Genomic DNA, 19,181 nt, shown 5'->3' on the forward strand with positions numbered 1-19,181 from the left:
GACCCTCGCCCCGCCTGCCCATCCAGCTCGCCTCAGCCCTCCCCCGCCTCGCCGAACCACCTGCGCAGCTGGGCGCGCAGGTCCCGTTGGTCGGCGCCCACCCAGGCCACATGGCCGTCCGGCCGCAGCAGCACCGCGGGGACGTCCGGCGCCAGCTCCTCGGCGGTGTCGACCACGTGGTCCACGCGGTCCGCCCAGCCGGTCGCCGCGAGGCGGCCCGCCCGGTCGAGCAGCAGGCCGCGGCCCGCGCGCATCAGCTCGTAGAGCCGGCCCCGCCGCAGCCGCATGTCGCGCAGTCGCGTGCCGAGGAGCTCGTGACCCTCGCCGAAGCCGAAGTCGTAGCGGACGTCGAGCGCCGTGATCATTCCGGTCACGTACCGGTTCGCCTCCTCGAAGTCCATCAGCTTCGAGAGCAGCCCCCGCAGGGCGCTCGCGCCCGGGTCGGAGCCGAGGAGCAGCATCTGGGCTCGGGTGTTGTCCAGGACGGCGGCGCCCACCGGGTGGCGCTCGTCGTGGTAGCTGTCCAGGAGGCCTTCGGGCGCCCGCCCTTCGACCGCGGCGGCCAGCTTCCAGCCGAGGTTGAACGCGTCCTGGAGGCCGAGGTTGAGCCCCTGGCCGCCGGTCGGCGGGTGGATGTGCGCGGCGTCGCCCGCCAGCAGCACCCGGCCGGCCCGGTAGCGCTCGGCCTGCCGGGTGGCGTCGCCGAAGCGGGACAGCCAGCGCGGGGCGTGCGCGCCGAAGTCGGTGCCCGCGTACGCCCGCAGCTGCGTCCGGAACTCCTCGATGTCCGGCGCCGTCACCCGGTCCTCGGCCACACCGTCGGCGGGGAGGACGACGCGGTACATCGCGTCGCCCAACGGGCTTGCCCCGAACCGCAGTTGGGTCGCACGGACCCGCTCGACGGTCGCGGCGATCGTCGCCGGGTCCCCGGTCAGGGCCAGCTCGCCCAGCAGCGTCTCGGCGGTCGCGGGGACCCCGGGGAAGCCGATGCCGAGCTGCTTGCGGACCGTGCTGCGGCCGCCGTCGCAGCCGACGAGGTAGCGCGAGCGCAGCCGCGTGCCGTCCGCCAGCTCGACGGTCACGGACCGCGCGTCCTGGCTCAGCCCGACCACCTCGTGGCCGCGCCGGATCTCCGCGCCGGCTTCGCGGGCGTACGCGTCGAGCAGCCGCTCGGTGACCGGCTGCGGGGTGGCCAGGCCGTACGGGTGTGCCGTGTCCAGCCGCTCCGGCCAGGGCTTCCTGATGCCGCCGAAGAATCCGCCCGCGCGGAACGTCTCGCTGACCGCGAGGAACCGGTCCAGCAGGCCGCGCTGGTCCAGGATCTCGACGCTGCGCACGTGCAGTCCCTGGCCGCGGGACTGCCCGGTCGGCGCGGTCAGCCTCTCCAGGACGACCACCCGCACGCCGCGCAGCCGCAGTTCACCGGCCAGCATCAGGCCGGTCGGCCCGCCGCCGACCACGATCACGTCGATCATGCCGACGCCCCTTCCTCGTCGGTTTCCTCATCGGTTTCCGTGTCGGATTCCTCGTCGGTTTCCTCGTCGGTGCGCTCCGTCAGAGCGGCGTGCTTCGCCATCACGGCGTGCGGCAGCGACGGATTGGCCGCCGCCGCTTCGCTCACCTGCCGGTCGTCGTCCCGCAGCAGCTCGGCGATCACCCGGGGCGGGAGCCCGGGGTGGCCTGCAGCGACGGGCCGCGCCCGTGGGTCCGCCAGGCAGGCGAGCAGCGCCGGGGCCGTCGCGCGGCAATGGCCCGCGATCTCGCGCAGGGCCCGGCGCGCCGGTGGCCGCTGCCCGGCCAGCTCCTCCAGGAGGGCCGGGGTGGCGTCCGGGTTGGCCGCGACCGAGGCCGCCACCTGGGCGCCGTGCCGCGCCAGCATGACGCGCAACTGCCCCTCGTCGAGGCCGGGATGCGCCGCGACGGACTTGGCGACTTTCGCGTCGGGATCGCGGGCCAGCGCGGAGCGGATCTCCGGCGGAAGGTCGCGGCGCCGGGCCACCAGCATCCGCAGGGCCGGCACCGGTGACGCGGCCAGCTCCGCGACCTCCGCGGGCGAGGCGGCGGCCACGCGCGGCAGCAGGGTCGCGCCGATCCGGGTGGTGGCGGCCAGGTCGGCGAGCAGGTCGAGCGGGAGCCGCGGATGGTGCGCGAGCTCGCGGCGTACGTCGGGGCTGCGATCGCCCGCGAGCACGCGCAGCAAGGACTCGTCGACGGCGGGGTTCGCCGCGACGTCGGCTCGCACGCCGGGTGCCTCGTCCGCGGCGAGCCGCGCGTACACCGGTGGAGGCAGGTCCTGCCGGGCAGCGAGGGACCAGCGCAGCAGCAGGGAGGGGTGGTCGGCGTAGCCGGCGGCGGCCTCCGCGGGGGTGGCCGGGTTGGCCAGGGCGGCCCGCCGCGTCTCGTGGAGGGTGGACTCGTGGGAGCCGTCGCAGGCCGCGCCCGGCGGGAGTGCGCAGTCAGGGCGTGGGCACTCCCGGTCGTGCAGGAACGGCGTCTCCTCCTGGTCGCAGACGAGACACCGCCGTGCGGGCGGCAGTCCCTCGCCGGTCAGCAGGGCCGTCAGTACGGCCGCGGGCGTCGACGCGTTGGCGGCCACCGCGCGGCGGACCTCGGCGTGCGGGTGCCGCGCGAGCCCGGCGGCGACGTCCGGGGCGGCCCACAGGGCGAGCTCCGCGACGACGCGGACGTCCGGGTCAGCGGCGAGCCGCGCCACCACGTCGGACGGCAGGGCGGGGCAGCCGGCCAGCAGCTCCCGGCGCTCGGCCACCGGGTCCGCCGCGAGGAGCCGCGCCCACTCCGGGCGGCCCGCCCCTTCGCCGAGCAGGGCGAGGGCGACGTACGGCTGGGCCGCGGGGTCGACGTCGGCGGCGGCGGGCCACCCCCGTTCCGCGAGCCGGACCGCGCACGCGCGGACGACGCTCTCCTCGGCACCGGAGACCAGCGCCGCCGCCCGCGCACGGCCGAGGTCCGCCCGTCCCGCGAGCTCCGCGGCGACGTCACCCCCGTCCGGCTCCGTGCGGGCGAACGCGATCAGCCGGTCGACCAGATCGGGCGGCAGGGAGGGGTTGGCGGCGAGGCCGCTGAGGAGGTGGGTCACGGGCACGGAAGGATTTTCCCCCGGGCGGGCCACCGCCGAGCGACGCAGGTCACATCCGCCCATGTCACAGGGGCCGGGGCTGTCTCGTCTCAGGGGATGTCACCCCGTACGGGCATGTCACCCCGTACGCGGATGGCGCCACGCAACGCGACGAGGACCAGGACGAGGACGAGGGAGCACACCATGGACGCGCGACTGAACTACATGGCCCAGCCGAACGCCGCCAAAGCGCTGAAGTACTTCCTCTCGGGGAGCAAGGCGCTCACGGAGACCTCCGTGCCGAACGCGACCCAGGAACTGGTGGCGCTGCGCGTCAGCCAGATCAACGGCTGCGCGGCGTGCGTCGACATGCACACCAAGGAGGCCGCCGCCGCCGGTGAGAGCGCGGTGCGGCTGAACCTGGTGGCGGTCTGGCGGGAGGCCACCGTCTTCACCGAGGCCGAGCGTGCCGCGCTGGAGCTCGCGGAGGAGGGCACCCGGGTCGCGGACGGGGCCGGCGGGGTCGCCGACGAGGTGTGGGCCCGCGCCGCGACCCACTACGACGAGGAGCAGCTCGCCGCCCTGGTGGTGCATGTCGCGTTCATGAACATGGTCAACCGGCTGAATATCATCACCCGGCAGCCGGCCGGCGACTACGTGCCCGGCCAGGTCCACTGACGAACGGAACCGGTGCGGGGCCGTGCAGGCCCCGCGCCGCAGGGGGTACGGCATGTGCAAGGTGGAGGAGTTCGAGGAGCTGCGGCCGCTGCTGTTCTCGATCGCCTACCGGATCCTCGGCAGCGTGGGCGAGGCCGAGGACGCGGTGCAGGAGACGTGGCTGCGCTTCGACGCCACGGCGACCCGGCCCACGTCGGCCAAGGCCTATCTGTCGGCGGCGGTCACCCGCATCTCGATCGACGTGCTGCGGTCGGCGCGGGTGCGCAGGGAGGCGTACGTGGGACCGTGGTTCCCCGAGCCGCTCCTCGACGACCCGTACCAGGATCCGGAACGCGCGGTGGAGCTGGCCGAGTCGGTGTCGATCGCCGCGCTCGTGCTGCTGGAGCGGCTGAGCCCGCTGGAGCGCGCCGTGTTCGTGCTGCGGGAGGTGTTCGGGTTCGGGTTCGACGAGGTCGCCGCGGCGGTGGAGCGCTCGGAGGCCGCGTGCCGTCAGCTGCTCGTACGGGCGCGGCGGCACATGGAGGCCGGGCAGCCGCGTTTCGCGCCGGCCCGCGAGGAGCGCGAGGAGCTGGCGTCGCGGTTCCTCGACGCTCTCGGCGCCGGTGATCTGGCCGGTCTGCGGGAGCTGCTCGCCGCCGATGTGTCGCTGGTCGGCGACGGTGGCGGCAAGGGGCCGCAGCTGTCCAGGGCCGTCGCCGGCACCGAGAAGGTGGCCCGTCTCCTCGCCTCCAGTTTCCCGGTGATGGCCGGGATCGGAGTGACGTACGAGGCGCACGAGCTCAACGGCGGGGCCGGCGCGATCTTCCGGGACCGGGAGGGCAGGGTGCTGCACACGCTGGCGCTGGACGTGGCGGACGGGCGGATCCGGGCGATCCGCCTGATCATCAACCCCGACAAGCTCGGGCATCTGGGTCCGGTGGGGGACGCGTGGGCCGTCGACCGCGAGGTCCGCCGGCTGATGCGGGCGGCGGCGCGGGCACCGGAGGCGTAACCACCGGGGCTCGGCAGCCGGAGGCATGACCACTGGAGGCGCGGCCCGAACCCACGGGCCGGGCCCGCGCGTTGCTCCCACCGGCAAAAATACCGATGGCGTCCGATCCCCCGGACGTAGCATGCGCAGCGATGACGACCTCCGATGACACCCGCATCCGCCCCTACCGCATCGCCGTGCCCGAGGAGGACCTGGACGATCTCCGCGCGCGGCTCGACCGCACCCGCTGGCCCGACCAACTGCCGGGCGTCGGCTGGGCGTACGGGATTCCGCGCGACTATCTCGAGGAGCTCGTGCACCACTGGCGGCACGTGTACGACTGGCGGGCCGCGGAGGCCGCACTCAACGCGTGGCCGCAGTTCACCACCACGATCGACGGCGCGAACGTGCACTTCGCCCACGTCCGCTCCCCCGAACCGGATGCGACGCCGCTCCTGCTGACCCACGGCTGGCCGGGCTCGATCGTCGAGTTCGCCGACGTCGTCGGGCCGCTCACCGATCCGCGGGCGCACGGCGGGGACCCCGCCGACGCGTTCCACGTGGTGCTGCTCAGCATTCCGGGCTTCGGCCTCTCCGGCCCGACCGCGGAGACCGGCTGGGAGTTCCGGCGGGTCGCCCTGGCCTCCGCCGAGCTCATGCGCCGGCTCGGCTACGAGCGGTACGGGGTGCAGGGCGGCGACTGGGGCGCGGGCATCTCCCGCGAGCACGGCCGGCTGCGCCCGGACCACGTCATCGGCGTCCATCTCAACCTGCTGCCCAACTCGGCCCAGACCGAGGAGCCCGACGAGCGGGAGCTCGCCGCGCTCGACGCCCCGGAGCGTGAGCGCACGCTCGCCTCGTGGGAGCGCATGCGGGCGTGGAGCCGGGACCGGCAGGGGTACGCCGACATCCAGACCACCCGCCCGCAGACCCTCGCGTACGGCCTGACCGATTCACCGGTGGGCCAACTGGCGTGGATCGCGGAGAAGTTCAAGGAGTGGACCGACTCCACGGACCGCCCGGAGGACGCCGTCGACCGCGACCAGATGCTCACCAACGTGATGCTGTACTGGCTGACCGGTACGGCGGGTTCGTCCGCCCGCATCTACTACGAGCGGGCGCAGGCCGCGTACACCGGCAACCCGCCGGCGCCGTCCCCGACGCCGACGGCGCTGGCCGACTTCCCCCGCGACAACTTCATCCCGCTGCGCCACATCGCCGAGCGCACGAACAACATCGTGCAGTGGACGACGTACGACCGGGGCGGTCACTTCGCGGCGATGGAACAGCCCGACCTGCTGGTGTCCGACATCCGCAGGTTCTTCCGCGCGCTGCGCGCACGCGGCTGACGGGACGGGCTCAGACTCAGGCGCGGGCGTCGTCGTCGCGGGCCGCGCGCTTCTCGGCCTGCTCCGCCTGCTTCTCCTTGATGCGGACGGCCTCCTGGCGGACGTCGGCCTGGGTGGCGCGCTCCTGGCGGAGCCAGCCGGGCATCTCCTCGCGCAGGGCCTCGATCTGCTCCGTGGTGAGCGGCTCGGTCACTCCGCCGCGGGCGAGGCCGGCGATGGAGACGCCGAGCTTGGCGGCGACGACGGGGCGGGGGTGCGGGCCGTTGCGCCGCAGCTCCTGGAGCCACTCGGGCGGATCGGCCTGCAGCGCGTTGAACTCGCTGCGCGAGACGACACCCTCCTGGAACTCGGCGGGCGTGGCCTGGAGGTACACACCCAGCTTCTTCGCCGCGGTCGCGGGCTTCATGGTCTGGGTGGTCTGGTGCGACGTCATGGGTCAAGGGTATCGAGCATGTGCGCCACCGCTGACCACGGCGGGTAGCCTGGCGAGGTGACAGGCTCGGAAGTACCCCCGTCGTTCCGGCTCGCCTACGTTCCGGGAGTGACGCCCGCCAAGTGGGTGCGGATCTGGAACGAGCGGCTGCCCGACATCCCGCTGACCCTTCTCCCGGTCCCCGCCGCCGAGGCGCCCGACGTACTGCGCGCGGGCGGCGCCGACGCCGGTTTCGTACGGCTGCCCATCGACCGCACGGATCTCAGCGCGATCCCCCTCTACACCGAGACCACGGTCGTCATGGTCCCCAAGGACCACGTCGTGGCGGCGGTCGACGAGGTGTCCCCCGAGGACCTGGCCGACGAGGTCGTGTTCCATCCGCTCGACGAGACCCTGGAGTGGGAGCCGCGGCCCGGCAAGCCCGCGTACGAGCGTCCCGCCACCACCGAGGACGCCGTGGAGCTGGTCGCCGCGGGCGTCGGCGTCCTCGTCGTACCGCAGTCCCTGGCCCGCCTGCACCACCGCAAGGACCTCACCTACCGCCCGGTGACCGGCGCCCCGGAGTCGCGCGTCGCCCTGGCGTGGCCGGAGGCCGAGACCACCGACCTGGTGGAGGACTTCATCGGGATCGTCCGCGGCCGGACGGTCAACAGCTCGCGCGGCCGCGCGCAGACCCCGGCGAAGGAGCAGGCGAAGGCTGCCTCGAAGGCTCAGGCGAAGGCGTCGGCGCAGCCGAGGAAGAAGCCCGCCGCGGGCAAGTCGGGCGGCAAACCGCAGCGGGGCGGCGGCGGTGGCGGTGCCCGTCCCAAGGCCGCCAAGCGGGGCAAGCCCCGACGCCGCTCCTGAGCCGCTGGAACACGCGAAAGGGGCCTCCCGCCACATCGGCGGGAGGCCCCTTCAGCGCGTCACCTTCACTGCGTCACCGGGACGGTCAGCCCAGGATCGAGAGCGCCTGGTTCAGCGTCGCGGACGGGCGCATGACCGCCGAGGCCTTGGCGGCGTCCGGCTGGTAGTAGCCGCCGATGTCGGCCGGGGAGCCCTGCACCGCGGCGAGCTCGCCGACGATGGTCTCCTCCTGCTCGCCCAGCGTCTTGGCGAGCTCCGCGAACGCCTGCGCGAGCTGGGTGTCCTCGGTCTGCGCGGCCAGCTCCTGCGCCCAGTACAGGGCGAGGTAGAAGTGGCTGCCGCGGTTGTCGATGCCACCGAGCTTGCGGCTCGGCGACTTGTTCTCGTTCAGGAACGTGCCGGTGGCGCGGTCGAGGGTGTCGGCGAGCACCTGGGCGCGCGCGTTGCCCGTCTTCGTGGCGAGGTGCTCGAAGCTGACCGCGAGGGCGAGGAACTCACCCAGGCTGTCCCAGCGCAGGTAGTTCTCCTTGACCAGCTGCTGGACGTGCTTCGGGGCGGAGCCGCCGGCGCCCGTCTCGAAGAGGCCGCCGCCGTTCATCAGCGGGACGACCGACAGCATCTTGGCGCTGGTGCCCAGCTCCAGGATCGGGAACAGGTCGGTGAGGTAGTCGCGCAGGACGTTGCCGGTGACGGAGATGGTGTCCTCGCCGCGGCGGATGCGCTCCAGGGAGAACGCGGTGGCGTCGACCGGCGACATGACCCGGATGTCCAGGCCGTCGGTGTCGTGGTCGGCGAGGTAGCGCTCGACCTTGCCGATCAGCACGGCGTCGTGGGCGCGGCTCTCGTCCAGCCAGAACACGGCGGGGTTGCCGGTGGCGCGGGCGCGGGTGACGGCCAGCTTGACCCAGTCCTGGATCGGCGCGTCCTTGGTCTGGCACATCCGGAAGATGTCACCGGCGGCGACGGTCTGCTCCAGGACGACGTTGCCCGCGCCGTCGACGACCCGCACGTTGCCCGTGGTCTGGACCTCGAAGGTCTTGTCGTGGCTGCCGTACTCCTCGGCCTTCTGCGCCATGAGGCCGACGTTCGGGACGGAGCCCATCGTCGACGGGTCGTAGGCGCCGTTGGCGCGGCAGTCGTCGATGACGACCTGGTAGACGCCGGCGTAGCTGCTGTCCGGCAGGACCGCGAGGGTGTCGTGCTCGTCGCCGTCCGGGCCCCACATGTGGCCGGAGGTGCGGATCATGGCCGGCATGGAGGCGTCGACGATGACGTCGCTGGGGACGTGCAGGTTGGAGATGCCCTTGTCGGAGTCGACCATGGCGAGCTCGGGGCCCTCGGCCAGCTCGGCCTCGAAGGACTCCTTGATCTTCGCGCCCTCGGGGAGCGAGTCGAGGCCCTTGAAGATGCCGCCGAGACCGTCGTTCGGCGTCAGGCCCGCGCCGGCGAGGACGTCGCCGTACGCCGCGAAGGTCTTCGGGAAGAAGGCGCGGACCACGTGGCCGAAGACGATCGGGTCGGAGACCTTCATCATCGTGGCCTTGAGGTGCACGGAGAAGAGGACGCCCTCGGCCTTGGCGCGGGCGACCTGCTCCTTGAGGAACTCGCGCAGGACGGCGACGCGCATGACCGAGGCGTCGACGACCTCACCGGCGATGACCGGTACGGACTCGCGCAGCACGGTGGTGGAGCCGTCGTCGCCGACGAGCTCGATGCGCAGCGACCCGGCCTCCTCGATGACCGCGGACTTCTCGGTCGAGCGGAAGTCGTTCTCGCCCATGGTGGCGACGTTGGTCTTGGAGTCGGCCGACCAGGCGCCCATGCGGTGCGGGTGGGCCTTGGCGTAGTTCTTGACCGACGCGGGGGCGCGGCGGTCGGAGTTGCCCTCGCGCAGGACCGGGTTGACGGCGCTGCCCTTGACCTTGTCGTAACGGGCGCGGATGTCGCGCTCCTCGTCGGTCTTCGGGTCGTCCGGGTAGTCGGGAAGCGCGTAGCCCTGCGCCTGCAGCTCGGCGACGGCGGCCTTGAGCTGCGGGATCGACGCCGAGATGTTCGGCAGCTTGATGATGTTCGCCTGCGGCGTCTTGGCGAGCTCGCCCAGCTCGGCGAGGGCGTCGTTGATGCGCTGGCCCTCCTCGAGACGCTCGGGGAAGCTCGCGATGATGCGGCCCGCGAGCGAGATGTCGCGGGTCTCCACGCTGACACCGGCCGTCGAGGCGTAGGCCTGGACCACCGGCAAGAACGAATGGGTCGCCAGGGCCGGGGCCTCGTCAGTGTGGGTGTAGATGATGGTCGAGTCAGTCACCGGGTGCTCCGCTCCGCGTCTGCAACATTTCTCGACATCAAGATACCTCCTACCTCCCCCGTCACGGACAGGGCCCTCAGGACCCCAATCTCCGTAGACACTGTCTACGAGGCGTAGTAGACAGTGTCTATGAACGAGAGCGGTGACGAGAGCGACAAGGGATACGGGAACGGGGCCCGGAGTGCGGGTGGAGAGGACGCCGGGCTGCGGGCCCGATTGGTGGACGTGGGGGTGGAGCTGCTCGCGTCGCACGGCGTGCAGGCGCTGACCCTGCGGGAGATCGCGCGCAGGGCGGGGGTCTCGCACGGGGCGCCGCGGCGGTACTTCCCCACGCATGTGGCGCTGCTGTCCGCCATCGCGCGGCGGGGCTTCGCCGAGCTGGCGGCGGAGACGGAGAGGGCGGTGGCGGACGGTGGCCCCGGGGCGGGGACGGGGGATTCTGCGGAGGCGGGGGCGTCTGCGGGGGCGTCTGTGGAGGCGGGGTGGGACGCGCGGGCGCGGCTGAGGGCGCTGAGCCTGGCCTACCTCCGGTTCGCGGCAACGCACCGCGGCATGTTCGAGCTGATGTTCCGGCACGACCTGCTGGAGAGCAATCAGCTCGGTCTGCGGGAGACGAGCCTGCCGCTCTTCGACGTCCTGGTGGGCCTCGTGGCCGAGGCGGGGACGGAGGCGGCCGCTGCTTCCGTCGCGGGAACGGGAACGGGAACGGGAACGGGAACGGGGACGGGGACGGGGGCGCGGGTCGCCGCGGGTGCGCTGTGGGCCAACCTGCACGGGATCGCTCAGCTGTGGGGCTGGGGCAGCCTGCGGCTCGCGTCGGGCGCGGAGGACGTGGAGCCGCTGCTCGACGCGGCGCTCGACGCGCATCTCGGGCCGGTGTCCGGATGAGCGTGACACCTGCCCTCCACTCGCCTGGACCCCGTCGCGCCGGCGGAACCTCGAGATCCCAGCGGAACCTCACCCTCACCTGCAGCGTCGTCGGCGCGATGATCGTCGCGCTGGACGGCACGGTCCTGACCGTCGTCCAGCCGGCCCTGCAACGCGATCTGGACGCGTCCTTCGCCCAGGTGCAGTGGACGAGCACCGGCTATCTGATCGCCGTGGCGAGCCTGCTGGTCTTCGCGGGACGGCTCGGCGACCGGTACGGACACCGGCGCCTCTTCGCCGTCGGAACCCTCGGCTTCGCGGCGGCCTCGGCGGGTGTCGGCCTCGCGTCGGGCGTCGGGGCGGTGATCGCGTGGCGCGTGGCGCAGGGAGTCTTCGGGGCGCTGCTGCAGCCCGCGACGCTCGGCATACTGCGCGCCGCGTTCCCGCCCGACCGGCTCGGTACGCCCATCGCGCTGCGGACCAGCGCCATCGGGCTCGCGGCGGCGGCCGGCCCGGTGCTGGGCGGCGCGCTCGCCACGCAGGTGGGGTGGCGCTCGGTGTTCTTCATCAGCGTGGTGCCGGCGCTGGCGATCGGCGTGCTGGCGCTGGTGGTACGGGGAGGGGTTCCGGCGGGACGCGCGGCGGGCCCGGCTGGACGTGATGCTGGTCCGGCTGGACGTGCGGCGGGGCCGGCGCCCCGGCTCGACCTGCCCGGCGCCGGGCTGCTCGCGGTGGCGCTGGCCTGTCTCGTGCACACGCTGGTCGGCGTGCCGGAGGGTGGCTGGACGGCGACCACGGTCGCGGGGCTGGTGGTGGCGTGTGCGGCGGGCGCGGCCTTCGTGCGGCACGAGAGGCGCACGGCGGGCCCGCTGGTGCCGGCGCGGCTGCTCCGCTCGCCGGCGGTCGGTCCCGCGCTCGGCATCCTGGTAGCGGCGTCGGCGGCGACGTTCGGGGCGCTGTTCGTCGCGACGTACTTCTTGCAGGAGGTGCTGGAACTCGACCCGCTGCACGGCGCGCTGCGCGGGGTGCCGCTCGCGGTGACGATGATCGTGGGCGCGCCGCTCTCCGCCGTACTCCTGCGCCGGGCGGGCCCGCGGCGGACGATCACCGGGGCGATGGCGGTACTCGCGGCGGGTGTCCTGGCGCTCTCGCAGCTGGACCGGACGTCGGGCCCGCTGACGACGGGTGTGGCGTTCGCGCTGGTGGGAGCCGGCTTCGGCACGGTGATGGTGGCGGCGACAGCCGTCGTCGTACGCCATGCGCCGGAGTCCGACGCGGGGGTGGCGGGCGGCCTCCAACAGACGGCGATGAACGTGGGCCCGGCCCTGGGCATCGCACTGGCGACGACACAGCTGACAACGCTGACGCCCCGCACACCGACCGAAGGTGCCGGCGCCCCGCACTGGTCCGCCGAGCTATTCCTGGCGGCCATGCCGACAGCGCTGATGGCCCTGGCGGCGGTGGCGGCGGTAGGAGCACTGGCGGCGACGCGGTTGCCGGGGCTCGGGGGGCGAGGGTCGGTGGTGCAGGGGGCGCCTGCGGGGCCGGCGAAGAAGGGGCTGCCCGCACCGGCGGAGGCGGCGCCGGGCGAGGCGACGCACGGGTAGAGGCCCCCACCGCGCCCCCGAAGGCGGCACTCGGAGCTCCGCGCGCGGCGGCCCCGCCCGTCTCCTAAGCGCTCGGACCGCCGACCGCCTCGGTGCTGGGGACGACCGCACGGGAAACCGCACCCGGCGGCCGTTCACGGCGCAGGAGCCGAACCCGTCACGCCACCCCCAGCGCCCTCTCCACCAGCCTCCGCGCCACCCGCGCCTGCGTCTCGTGGGCCTTCTCGCTGTCCAGGCGGAGCGTGAACGCCGCGCTCGTCACCGATGTCGTACCGTCAGGCGTCACCCCGCCCTCGCTCACACAGCCGAGGCTGGTTCCGCCGTGGAACCAGATGCCGTCCTTGCGGCCGGCGACCGGGCGCCACGCGATGCCTAGGCCGTAGCGGACGCCCTCCGCCGGAACCCAGTCCCGCACCGGCACCGTCCGCCGCATCGCCGCCAGCTGGGCCGGACGCAGCAGCCGTCCGCCCAGCAGCGCCCGCAGGAAGACCCCGTGGTCCCGCGTCGTCGAGATCAGGCAGCCGTCGGCCCCGCCGCCGAAGCCGAGCGTGGTCTCGGTGGGGCGCGTCTCCTCCGGGAAGTACGTGTACCCGGTGGCCGTCGGCCGCGGCACGTACGACGACGTGCCGGGCGTGAACGTGTCGCGCAGGCCCAGGGGTTCGATGATCCGCTCGTGGACCTCCTGGGCCCACGGATGGCCGGTGACCGCCTCGATGACGAGACCGGCGACGACGTAGTTGGTGTTGGAGTAGCCCCAGCGCCGCTCCCCCGCCGGGTCGTGCGCGTCGGGCAGCCACTGCGGCGGCGCCGCGAGGGCCGCCGCCAGCTGTTCCTGCGGCGTCTGCGAGCGGAAACGGGTGCGGCGGTAGCCCTCCGGCGTGAAGTCCCCGCTGTCCCCGGTGATGTAGTCGTTGAGGCCGCTGGTCTGGCCGAGCAGGTTGGCGACGGTGATCCGGCGCCCGTCGTTGCCGTGGCCGCGGACCGCTCCGGGCAGCCACCGCTCGACCGTGTCGGTGAGCTTCAGCCGCCCCTCGCCCACGAGTTGGAGGGCGACGGTCGCGGTGAACGTCTTGGTGTCGCTGCCGATGCGGTAGTACGCACCCCACGGCACGGGACCCTTCGCCGCGAGGTCGGCGACGCCGGCCCGTGCCGTCGTCCGGCCGTGCGCGCCCGCCACCTCGGCGAGGACCCCGCTCGCGCCGGTGGCGACGAGCGCCTCGACGTCCCGCTGGAGAGCCCGCCCCCGGCGGGACGACCCCGAGCGGTCCGGGGCGGCCGTGGCGACGGGCGCGGTCGCCGCCCCCGTGACCAGTGCCGCCGCGGTGGCCGCGAGCCCCGTACGCCTGCTGATGGTCCCGGCGTGCGCGCTGGTCCCGGCGTGCGCGCTGGTCCCGGCGTGCGTGCCGGTCCCGGCGTTCCTGTTGGTCCCGGTCATCGGGAACCCTCCTCGTCCGTGGTACCGCAGTTGGCATCCCCCGTCCTCGGGTGATCACCGCGGTAGAAACACGGTAGGAAAGCGCGCGGCGGCGAACCATCGTGCTACCGGGCCGAACCTGCCTGGGGCCACCCCCCGCCCCCACCCTCCGGTTCTCCCGAGGACCGACGCCTTGCGTTGGAGTGCTCTCCAACTCCTAGCGTCGGTCTCGATCACAGGGACGCCACCCCCGTCCCGGCATCAGCACGCGCACCACCCCTCAGGAGGTACCGCCATGACCAGCCTTCCCACCGGCCTTCCCACCGGCCTTCCCACCCGCCGCCTCGGCGCGCTGACCGTCTCCGCCCAGGGTCTCGGCTGCATGGGAATGAGCCACGGCTACGGCACGTCGGACGACACGCAGTCGATCGCGACGATCCACCGCGCGCTCGACCTCGGCGTCACCCTGTTCGACACCTCCGACTACTACGGAAGCGGCCACAACGAGGAGCTGATAGGCCGGGCCCTCACCGGGTCCCGGCGCGAACAGGCCGTCGTGGCGACGAAGTTCGGCTTCGCCAACCAGCTCGGCGACCCCCTCCACATCAGGGGCGACGCGGCCTACGTCCGCGAGGCCTGCGACGCGTCGCTGCGCCGCCTGGGCGTCGACCACATCGACCTCTACTACCAGCACCGGGTGGACCGGACCGTACCGATCGAGGAGACCGTCGGCGCGCTGGCCGAGCTGGTCGAGGCCGGCAAGGTGCGCCACATCGGGCTCTCCGAGGCCGGCGCGGGCACGATCCGGCGGGCGCACGCCGTGCACCCCGTCGCGGCGCTGCAGAGCGAGTGGTCGCTGTGGACCCGGGACCTGGAGGCGGAGATCCTGCCGGTCTGCCGTGAGCTGGGCATCGGCCTGGTGCCGTTCTCGCCGCTCGGACGCGGTTTCCTCACCGGCCGCTACACCTCGCTCGACGCGCTCCAGAAGGACGACGTGCGCCGCACCCAGCCCCGGTTCGCCGACGGCAACCTGGAGCAGAACCTGTCCATCGTGGAGACCCTGGACGCGCTCGCCGCCGAGAGGGGCGTCACGGCCGGGCAGCTGGCGCTCGCGTGGGTGCAGCACCGCGGCGACGACGTGGTGCCGATCCCGGGCACGCGCCGCGAGAAGTACCTGACCGAGAACGTCGCGGCCGTCGCGATCGAGCTGTCCGCCGACGAGCTCGCCGCCATCGACGCGGCCGCGCCCGCCGGTCAGGTGGCGGGCACGCGTTACGACGAGAACAGCATGGCGGTGGTGGACAGCTAGCCGCGCGGGCGGCCGCGTAGCCTGCGGGTATGTCGTTTCCCGATGAGCGTGCGACCGCGGCGCACGGGGGTCGGCCGGTGGGCGGCGCGGGCCGGCCGAGCCCTTCGGCGGCCGTACGCCCCGGCCCGCCGCACCCGCCGTCCCCATCGCACCCGCCGTCCCCATCGCACCCGCCGTCCCCATCGCACCCGCCGTCCCCGTCGCACCACCCCGTGCCGGACGTGTTGGCCCACCTGTGCGGCGCCTGGCGGGTGGAGCGTACCGTCCGCGACCTCGCGGACGGATCCACGGGCCACTTCAGCGGTACGACGCTCTTCTCGCCGCTGCCCGCGCCGGACGAGGGCGGGCTGCTCCACCACGAATCGGGCACCTTCACCTGGCGCGGTGTCGCCCGCCCCGCCGAGCGCACCCTGCGCTTCCTGCCCGGCGATGCGGCGGGCACCGCGCGCGTGGAGTTCGCCGACGGGCGCTTCTTCCACGACCTCGACCTGCGTACGGGCCAGTGGACGACGGACCACCCCTGTGTGGCCGACCTCTACCGCGGGGAGTTCGAGGTGGTCGACGCGGGCCACTGGCGCACCCGGTGGCGGGTCGGCGGCCCCGCCAAGGACCTGCTGCTGATCACGGAGTACCGCCGCGCGACCCCTCACCCGCCGGCGGCCACCCGCTCCTGATGGTCGCGCACCATCCAGTGCTCCGGAGCCGCGAGGGAGGTGAAGCCGACCTTCTCGTAGACGCCGTGCGCGTCACCCGTGGCGAGCAGCGTCCTGCGCAGCCCGAACCGCTCCAGGTGCGCGCAGACCGCACCGACGAGCGCGACGCCGAGCCCCTTGCCGCGTACGCCCGGGGACACGTACACGTCACAGAGCCAGGCGAACGTGGCCCGGTCGGTCACCACCCGCGCGTACGCGACCTGCTCCCCCGAAGTCCCGTCGTACATCCCGAAGTTGAGTGACCCGGCCATCGCCGCGTCGTGCTTCTCGCGGGAGCGCCCGAGGGCCCAGTACGTGTCGGTGGAGAGCCAGCGGTGAACGCGCGCGGCATCGATGCGGGCATCCTCGACGGACACTTCGTACCCTTCGGGGCACGTGGTGCTTTGGGTCATGGGGACGACCCTCGCAGCACGGACCGGCACGGTCGAACCTTTTTCACCTGCCGGGACGGCTGGGGAGGGGGTGACCTGGATGAGTGAAGAACCCTGCGGGCGTTGGTCCGAGGAGACGGAGCGTGTGTTGCGGGCAGCCGGCTGGCATCCCGGGCGGGACGTGCCGACGGCCGGGTGGGAGCGAGCGCTGCGGGAGCGCGGCGGGTTCCGGATGCATGAGGCGGCGCGGCTCTTCCTCGCCGAGTTCGGTGGGCTGGCGAGCGAGGAGCGGGGCCCGGGGCGGACGATGGCGCGCATGGGCTTCCGGCTCGACCCCCTCGCGGCCGAGTGGGACGACGAGATCTTCGACGTGCTCAGCGAGGAAGCGGGGGCGTACCTGTACCCCGTGGGTGAGGCCGACCGGCGCAACAGCTATCTGGGAGTCGCGCCGGACGGCCAGGTGTACATCGGCATGGACAGCGTCACGCTGCTCGCCGGCACCGCCGACGAGGCGTTGGAGAAACTCATCGAGGGGATCCGGTGAACGCGGGCGGTCAGTGGGCGCCCAGGGCCTCGTCGCAGGCCGCCCTCAGTCTGCGTACTCCCTCCGTGATCTCCCCCACCCCGGGAACCGCGGCGAAGCTCAGGCGTACGTGGCCGGCGGGGGGTTCGGCCGCGAAGTAGGGGCGGCCCGGTGCCACGGCCACGCCCGCCCGCAGTGCCGCCGAGGCGAACGCGGACTCGTCGGCGCCGTCCGGCAGCCGCACCCACAAGTTGTACCCGCCCGCCGGGACGTGCTCCACGGTGAGCTCGGGCAGCCGCAGCCGCAGCGCCGCCGCCATGGCGTCCCTGCGCTCCTTCAACTCGCCCGCGACCGCCCGCAGATGGCGCGGCCAGGCCGGTGAGCCGACGAGTTCGAGTGCCGCCTCCTGGAGGGGGCGCGGCACGAAGAAGTGGTCGACGACCTGGATGGCGCGCAGCCGTTCCAGGACCGGGCCGCGGGCCGCGAGCGCGCTGACGCGGAAGCTCGGCGAGGTGGCCTTGGTGAGCGAGCAGACGTGGACGACGACGCCGTCCCGGTCGTCGGAGGAGAGCGGGCGCGGCAACGGCCCGGCGTCCTCGTGGACGAGGCGGCGCACGAAGTCGTCCTCGATCACGAAGGCCCCCGCCGCGCGGGCGATCCGCAGGACCTCCGGGCGCCGCTCGGCGGAGAGCACCGCGCCGGTCGGGTTCTGGAAGAGCGGCTGGCAGACGAAGACGCGGGCGCCCGTCGCCTCGAAGGCGGCCGCCAGGAGCTGCGGGCGCACCCCGTCGGTGTCGACCGGCACCGGCACCGGCCGCAGCCCCGCCGCCCGCGCGATCGCCAGCATGCCCGGATACGTCGGGGACTCCACGAGGACCGGCGCCCCGGGCGGCGCGAGGGCCCGCAGCGCCGTCGTCAGCGCGCTCTGGCCGCCCGCCGTGATCAGCACCTCGGCGGCCGTGACCGCCCCGCCGATCCCCCGCGCGAACCACTCGCGCAGCTCGGGCAGGCCGTCGACGGGCGGCCGCCCCCACGCGCCGGGGCGCCGCCCCGCGCGGGCCAGGGCCGCCGCCATCGCCTGTCCGGGCTGCAGCGCGGGGTCGAGATAGCCGCCGTTGAACTCGATGACGCCCGGCGGCGGCGCGGCGAGCGTCGCAAGGACCCCGGACGCGTCGACCGAACGCGGCACCAGCTCCGCGGCGGCGTCGGCGCTCAGCGTCACCTCCTGCCACGAGGTGTCCCCGACGGGGGCGGCGGGCGCCGGCGCCTCGGCACGGAAGACACCCGCACCGGGCCGGGTGACGACGAGGCCCTCGGCGGCGAGCTGGGCCAGGGCGCGGGACACGGTCACCGGGCTCACCCGGAACCGCTCCACCAGCGCCCGGCTCGACGGCAGCTTTCCACCTGGAGAGTAGCGGTCGAGCTCCGCCCTCAGCCTTTTCGCCAGTTCACCCACACTGCTACTGTCATGCATGACAGCACAGGATAGCGCTACTCGCCCGAGCCGGATAGCGGTCACCACCCGCGACGAGGAGCCGACCCCAGCCTCGGCTCCGCAGGCACCGCCCGCCTCCCGCCGCGCCGGCACCGTGCTGGCCGCCCTCGGCGTCACCGCGTTCTCGCTCACCTTCCCCTCCACCGCCTGGGGCCTCGAAGGCATCGGCCCCTGGAGCTTCGTGACGCTGCGCGGCGCGCTCGCCGCGCTCGTCGCCGGCGGCTGCCTGCTCGCCCTGCGCGTCGCGATCCCGCACCGCCGGCACTGGGCGGGACTCGCGGTGGTGGGCGCCGGCGTGGTCGTCGGATTCCCGCTGCTCACCACGCTCGCCCTGCAGACCTCCACCACCGCGCACGCCGCCGTGGTCGTCGGCCTGCTCCCGCTGACCACCGCCGTCTTCTCGGTGCTGCGCACCGGGGCGCGGCCCTCGCGCACGTTCTGGGCGGCGGCGCTCGCCGGGGCCGCCGCGGTGATCGCCTTCACCGTGCAGCAGAGCGGCGGCGCCCTGACCACCGCCGACCTCTACCTCTTCGGCGCGCTGCTGATCTGCGCGGCCGGGTACACCGAGGGCGGCCGGCTCGCCCGCGAGATGCCGGGCTGGCAGGTGATCGGCTGGGCCCTCGTCCTGTGCCTGCCGCTCAACGTCGTGGGCGCGCTCCTCGCCCTGCCCCACGAGTCCTTCCACCTCACCGGGCACAGCGTCGCCGGACTGCTGTACGCCGCGCTCGGCTCGCAGTTCCTCGGGCTCGTCGTCTGGTACCGCGGCATGGCGGAGATCGGCGTCCCGCGGGCCAGCCAGCTCCAGCTCGCCCAGCCGCTGCTGACCCTGGTCTGGTCGGTGTTCCTGCTCGGTGAGCACCTCACCGTCGCCGCCCCGCTCACGGCGGCCGCCGTCCTCGTGTGCATCGCGGTCACCCAGCGCGCCCGGGACTGACCCCTCGCCGCCCGACAGGGCCTCAACTCCCGCCACCCGTCGTACACTTGCCGCCACGGATCGCGACCGCAGGGCGGACGAGGGGGCACTCCAGATGCGTGCAACGGTAGGCGACGACCTGGTGCTGCACGGCAGGATCGTCGGGCAGCACGACCGCGTCGCCCAGGTCGTCGAGGTCCTCGGCGCGGACGGCGGGCCGCCGTACCGCGTCCGCTTCGAGGACGGCCACGAGACGCTGCTGTCGCCGGGTCCCGACACCGTCGTACGGCATCAGGACCCGGCCTCGTAGCG

At 73.9% G+C, this 19,181-nt stretch carries 18 protein-coding genes; 11 read left to right on the forward strand and 7 right to left on the reverse strand.

All coding sequences use genetic code 11. From position 1 onward, the window contains the following. Positions 1–32: 32 nt before the first annotated feature. A complete protein-coding gene (gene rox / locus ACFYO9_RS28580; protein ID WP_358778342.1) occupies positions 33–1,475 on the reverse strand; it encodes a rifampin monooxygenase in 1,443 nt (480 codons plus the stop codon). Then, positions 1,472–3,097, reverse strand: a complete 1,626-nt coding sequence (locus tag ACFYO9_RS28585; RefSeq protein ID WP_358778371.1) for a hypothetical protein — start codon at positions 3,095–3,097, stop codon at positions 1,472–1,474. Before ACFYO9_RS28585 ends, rox begins: the two co-directional genes overlap by 4 nt. A gap of 183 nt (positions 3,098–3,280) precedes the next feature. Between ACFYO9_RS28585 and ACFYO9_RS28590 the strand changes: the two genes are divergently transcribed. The 3 genes from ACFYO9_RS28590 (at position 3,281) to ACFYO9_RS28600 (ending at position 6,073) form a co-directional block, all read left to right on the forward strand. Next, on the forward strand, positions 3,281–3,754 hold the full coding sequence (locus tag ACFYO9_RS28590) for a carboxymuconolactone decarboxylase family protein (protein ID WP_355810480.1): 474 nt from the start codon (positions 3,281–3,283) through the stop codon (positions 3,752–3,754). A 52-nt stretch (positions 3,755–3,806) separates the two neighbouring features. Beyond that, the gene (locus ACFYO9_RS28595; protein ID WP_355810478.1) at positions 3,807–4,745 is read left to right on the forward strand and encodes an RNA polymerase sigma-70 factor; all 939 of its coding nucleotides are present in this window, start codon (positions 3,807–3,809) and stop codon (positions 4,743–4,745) included. 131 nt (positions 4,746–4,876) lie between these two features. Then, on the forward strand, positions 4,877–6,073 hold the full coding sequence (locus ACFYO9_RS28600; RefSeq protein ID WP_358709647.1) for an epoxide hydrolase family protein: 1,197 nt from the start codon (positions 4,877–4,879) through the stop codon (positions 6,071–6,073). 16 nt (positions 6,074–6,089) lie between these two features. On the opposite strand, the gene ACFYO9_RS28605 is transcribed toward ACFYO9_RS28600, so the two are convergent. After that, positions 6,090–6,506 carry a DUF5997 family protein gene (locus ACFYO9_RS28605; protein ID WP_358778341.1) on the reverse strand — a complete coding sequence of 139 codons (417 nt, stop codon included), beginning with the start codon at positions 6,504–6,506 and terminating at the stop codon, positions 6,090–6,092. A 57-nt stretch (positions 6,507–6,563) separates the two neighbouring features. Between ACFYO9_RS28605 and ACFYO9_RS28610 the strand changes: the two genes are divergently transcribed. After that, positions 6,564–7,352, forward strand: coding sequence for a LysR substrate-binding domain-containing protein (locus tag ACFYO9_RS28610; protein WP_358778340.1), 789 nt, complete (start codon positions 6,564–6,566; stop codon positions 7,350–7,352). Positions 7,353–7,437: 85 nt separating this feature from the next. On the opposite strand, the gene ACFYO9_RS28615 is transcribed toward ACFYO9_RS28610, so the two are convergent. After that, complete coding sequence (locus ACFYO9_RS28615) at positions 7,438–9,657, reverse strand: NADP-dependent isocitrate dehydrogenase (RefSeq protein WP_355810468.1); 2,220 nt, start codon at positions 9,655–9,657, stop codon at positions 7,438–7,440. A gap of 129 nt (positions 9,658–9,786) precedes the next feature. Between ACFYO9_RS28615 and ACFYO9_RS28620 the strand changes: the two genes are divergently transcribed. Both ACFYO9_RS28620 and ACFYO9_RS28625 read left to right on the forward strand, forming a co-directional pair. After that, positions 9,787–10,545 carry a TetR/AcrR family transcriptional regulator gene (locus tag ACFYO9_RS28620; protein WP_358778339.1) on the forward strand — a complete coding sequence of 253 codons (759 nt, stop codon included), beginning with the start codon at positions 9,787–9,789 and terminating at the stop codon, positions 10,543–10,545. A 98-nt stretch (positions 10,546–10,643) separates the two neighbouring features. After that, a complete protein-coding gene (locus ACFYO9_RS28625) occupies positions 10,644–12,131 on the forward strand; it encodes an MFS transporter (protein ID WP_358778338.1) in 1,488 nt (495 codons plus the stop codon). A 157-nt stretch (positions 12,132–12,288) separates the two neighbouring features. Here the strand turns inward: ACFYO9_RS28625 and ACFYO9_RS28630 are convergent, their stop codons facing one another. After that, a complete protein-coding gene (locus ACFYO9_RS28630; RefSeq protein WP_358778337.1) occupies positions 12,289–13,566 on the reverse strand; it encodes a serine hydrolase domain-containing protein in 1,278 nt (425 codons plus the stop codon). Positions 13,567–13,840: 274 nt separating this feature from the next. Between ACFYO9_RS28630 and ACFYO9_RS28635 the strand changes: the two genes are divergently transcribed. After that, positions 13,841–14,854 (forward strand): aldo/keto reductase, encoded by a 1,014-nt coding sequence (locus tag ACFYO9_RS28635; protein WP_358778336.1) that lies wholly within the window; start codon positions 13,841–13,843, stop codon positions 14,852–14,854. Positions 14,855–15,066: 212 nt separating this feature from the next. Further along, complete coding sequence (locus tag ACFYO9_RS28640) at positions 15,067–15,528, forward strand: DUF6314 family protein (RefSeq protein ID WP_358778335.1); 462 nt, start codon at positions 15,067–15,069, stop codon at positions 15,526–15,528. Here ACFYO9_RS28640 and ACFYO9_RS28645 read toward each other — a convergent pair. Further along, positions 15,501–15,959: a GNAT family N-acetyltransferase gene (locus tag ACFYO9_RS28645; protein ID WP_355810452.1), complete on the reverse strand. Its 459-nt coding sequence runs from the start codon at positions 15,957–15,959 to the stop codon at positions 15,501–15,503. The two genes, ACFYO9_RS28640 and ACFYO9_RS28645, sit on opposite strands and share 28 nt — an antisense overlap. Positions 15,960–16,038: 79 nt before the next feature. Between ACFYO9_RS28645 and ACFYO9_RS28650 the strand changes: the two genes are divergently transcribed. After that, positions 16,039–16,482 carry an SUKH-3 domain-containing protein gene (locus tag ACFYO9_RS28650; RefSeq protein ID WP_358778334.1) on the forward strand — a complete coding sequence of 148 codons (444 nt, stop codon included), beginning with the start codon at positions 16,039–16,041 and terminating at the stop codon, positions 16,480–16,482. Positions 16,483–16,492: 10 nt separating this feature from the next. Here the strand turns inward: ACFYO9_RS28650 and ACFYO9_RS28655 are convergent, their stop codons facing one another. Beyond that, positions 16,493–17,935: a PLP-dependent aminotransferase family protein gene (locus tag ACFYO9_RS28655; protein WP_358778333.1), complete on the reverse strand. Its 1,443-nt coding sequence runs from the start codon at positions 17,933–17,935 to the stop codon at positions 16,493–16,495. On the opposite strand from ACFYO9_RS28655, the gene ACFYO9_RS28660 reads away from it, so the two are divergent. Together ACFYO9_RS28660 and ACFYO9_RS28665 are read left to right on the forward strand one after the other, a co-directional pair. Beyond that, a complete protein-coding gene (locus ACFYO9_RS28660) occupies positions 17,934–18,890 on the forward strand; it encodes a DMT family transporter (RefSeq protein WP_358709658.1) in 957 nt (318 codons plus the stop codon). The genes ACFYO9_RS28655 and ACFYO9_RS28660 overlap by 2 nt on opposite strands. Before the next feature lie 94 nt (positions 18,891–18,984). Beyond that, the gene (locus ACFYO9_RS28665) at positions 18,985–19,179 is read left to right on the forward strand and encodes a DUF1918 domain-containing protein (RefSeq protein ID WP_355810441.1); all 195 of its coding nucleotides are present in this window, start codon (positions 18,985–18,987) and stop codon (positions 19,177–19,179) included. The last annotated feature ends 2 nt before the right edge of the window (positions 19,180–19,181 follow it).

Origin of the sequence: Streptomyces sp. NPDC005863 (genome assembly GCF_042871345.1) — a bacterium.
Lineage (GTDB): Bacteria > Actinomycetota > Actinomycetes > Streptomycetales > Streptomycetaceae > Streptomyces.

Coding starts and splice junctions, on each gene's coding strand:
- rox (WP_358778342.1), bottom strand. CDS start 1,475: ATGATCGACGTGATCGTGGTCGGCGGCGGGCCGACCGGCCTGATGCTG.
- ACFYO9_RS28590 (WP_355810480.1), top strand. CDS start 3,281: ATGGACGCGCGACTGAACTACATGGCCCAGCCGAACGCCGCCAAAGCG.
- ACFYO9_RS28595 (WP_355810478.1), top strand. CDS start 3,807: ATGTGCAAGGTGGAGGAGTTCGAGGAGCTGCGGCCGCTGCTGTTCTCG.
- ACFYO9_RS28600 (WP_358709647.1), top strand. CDS start 4,877: ATGACGACCTCCGATGACACCCGCATCCGCCCCTACCGCATCGCCGTG.
- ACFYO9_RS28605 (WP_358778341.1), bottom strand. CDS start 6,506: ATGACGTCGCACCAGACCACCCAGACCATGAAGCCCGCGACCGCGGCG.
- ACFYO9_RS28620 (WP_358778339.1), top strand. CDS start 9,787: ATGAACGAGAGCGGTGACGAGAGCGACAAGGGATACGGGAACGGGGCC.
- ACFYO9_RS28625 (WP_358778338.1), top strand. CDS start 10,644: ATGATCGTCGCGCTGGACGGCACGGTCCTGACCGTCGTCCAGCCGGCC.
- ACFYO9_RS28630 (WP_358778337.1), bottom strand. CDS start 13,566: ATGACCGGGACCAACAGGAACGCCGGGACCGGCACGCACGCCGGGACC.
- ACFYO9_RS28635 (WP_358778336.1), top strand. CDS start 13,841: ATGACCAGCCTTCCCACCGGCCTTCCCACCGGCCTTCCCACCCGCCGC.
- ACFYO9_RS28645 (WP_355810452.1), bottom strand. CDS start 15,959: ATGACCCAAAGCACCACGTGCCCCGAAGGGTACGAAGTGTCCGTCGAG.
- ACFYO9_RS28650 (WP_358778334.1), top strand. CDS start 16,039: ATGAGTGAAGAACCCTGCGGGCGTTGGTCCGAGGAGACGGAGCGTGTG.
- ACFYO9_RS28660 (WP_358709658.1), top strand. CDS start 17,934: ATGACAGCACAGGATAGCGCTACTCGCCCGAGCCGGATAGCGGTCACC.
- ACFYO9_RS28655 (WP_358778333.1), bottom strand. CDS start 17,935: ATGCATGACAGTAGCAGTGTGGGTGAACTGGCGAAAAGGCTGAGGGCG.
- ACFYO9_RS28665 (WP_355810441.1), top strand. CDS start 18,985: ATGCGTGCAACGGTAGGCGACGACCTGGTGCTGCACGGCAGGATCGTC.